Source organism: uncultured Nostoc sp., from assembly GCF_964245575.1.
GTDB lineage: Bacteria > Cyanobacteriota > Cyanobacteriia > Cyanobacteriales > Nostocaceae > Nostoc.
Map to the genome: position 1 here is coordinate 1 of NZ_CAXTNP010000367.1, position 2,026 is coordinate 2,026.

Below are 2,026 nucleotides of genomic sequence, written 5' to 3' on the forward strand. Positions count from 1 at the left end.
AATTGAGGGGTGACAAGCACGCATCAGTCGATAACCCGCAACTTGGGTTACTATAACCCAGACACTACAGACTAAGGAGGGCAAGTCTATGACAAATTTACAATAATGATTATCATTTTTATTAAATTCTATGTGGGTGGCCGCCGAGATACGGACACTCTTAGCGAAATATTGCTTAACATTGGAAAAAAACCAATGCAGCTGTTTTTATTTATTGTCAATCAGAAACTGTTGTAGATATCGCTACCATTATTCGTTTCCAAGTGCAAATCTTCAGGTTTTTTCTGCTTATGGGGGAAATTACGCCAGTTCCTACCCTGCGGTAAGGCGTTCCGCCTACAACTGTCTTGACCAGGGCAACGAACTGGCTCCCCTTGGCGTTAGCCTCTCCCTTTGGGAGAAGACCCTTATGGGTAAAGCTCTTACGTTGCTAACGCTTTGCTAACGGCAGTTACTCCCCGTTGTAGCGACTGCCGTTGCTCCAGACGTGTAGCACAATACTTCTTGATAACTCTGCATCAGGATATCAAAACATTCTTGACACAATACTTCTCTATGTCCAATTAATCTCTTTTGAACGAAAGGCTCTATCCCAATCGTTAGCAATCACTTCCATGATATTGATCATGCCTTCATAGCCAAAATATGGCTTGTCAACATAAGTTTCTCTATTAGTGGGGCTAAATACATCAAAAGCAATTTTGATTCCCAACTCTTCTGCCATGTATTTTTCCCATGCCGAGCCAATCACAGCATCAACACCAAACTCTTCTAAGGTCTGTTTTACCTGATAGCCATCTGCCGAAAATACTATATGGGAAGTAAGACCGAGGCTGTGCAGTTCTCGCTCCAAAATTGAACGAGAATCAGGCATCGCCGAGCGAAATAATAAGACTTCTGGAATCATCTCCAATTCTTCAAAGAGCATTCTGACCAGTCCAATGCCAAGCGTCCCATCCGCAGATACGGCAATTCTACAGTTACGATATCGGGGAATAATCATCAATGCTCGTTTGCGAAGTGTATCTACGACCATTTCTTCGCCTTGTTTGATGATTGGCTCCACTTTTTCATCTATCTTGAAATGTGCCGCCAATGCCCTCAACCACCGAGTAGTGTTGTTTACACCTATTGGTAAAGGTATATCATCAAGGATCAAAGGGATGTCATGGGTCTGTTGCATTTTCCGAGCAAACTTATACCCAACATCATGACTGAGAACAATATTGGCGGTTGCTTCACCAGCTTGCTCTAGTTCTTCAAAAGAGGTATTATGAGAAAATACCGTCTGCACTTTAATTCTTAAAGACTTTAATGTCTGCGTTACCCAATGTAAATCAGCCCACCAAGTAGGATTTAGATTTGCCTGTGGTGCAATGATATTTACAATCTTTGGCTTTCTACCCCTTCTCTTGGTCTGCCTTTTTTTTATAAAAGGAAGTAAAGCCTCCAAACCCATCTCCAAGCCATCGTAAGCATTGCCCCGAAACCCACCAGCCATTAAAGGAACGAGTTTGGCTTTGATATCTGGCTGAAGCTGGTTGCATAATCCCGCAATATCTTCACCAATAATGTCTGCGGCGCAAGTTCCAACGACAAACATCACCTTAGCATCAAAAGATTTATCCGCGTCTTTAATCATCCCTTTGAGTTTGTCAGACGCTCCCATTACAATGTCTGACTCAAAAAGACGAGTACAAGCTACTTTCCGCTTGGTGAAATCAACCTCATGAGCATCATACCCAGCTGCGACAGTGGACGCGCAACCCTGTGGAGACTGAATCACAATACTAACATCTTTAATACCAGCAACTGTAGTTGCAATACCTTCAAGGGCACAGCCAACTACTGGGTCTTTACTATGGTTACAATTATCAAAAGTCGTTTCAGCAGACATTTTTCCTCCTGTTTCTCTAAAGTTTGACTATGGTAAAGGCGTTTCATGCAATCTGTAGCGACTTCTGCTTTGGCGTTTCTATGTTTTGTGCAACTTGTAATAGCTTCTGTCTTCCTTGTAAGAGCTTCC

1 protein-coding gene is annotated in these 2,026 nt (G+C 42.6%); it reads right to left on the reverse strand.

What is annotated here, in order from left to right:
* Positions 1-553 precede the first annotated feature (553 nt).
* On the reverse strand, positions 554-1,897 hold the full coding sequence (locus ACFFAP_RS34490; RefSeq protein WP_375515427.1) for a nitrogenase component 1: 1,344 nt from the start codon (positions 1,895-1,897) through the stop codon (positions 554-556).
* Positions 1,898-2,026 lie beyond the last annotated feature (129 nt).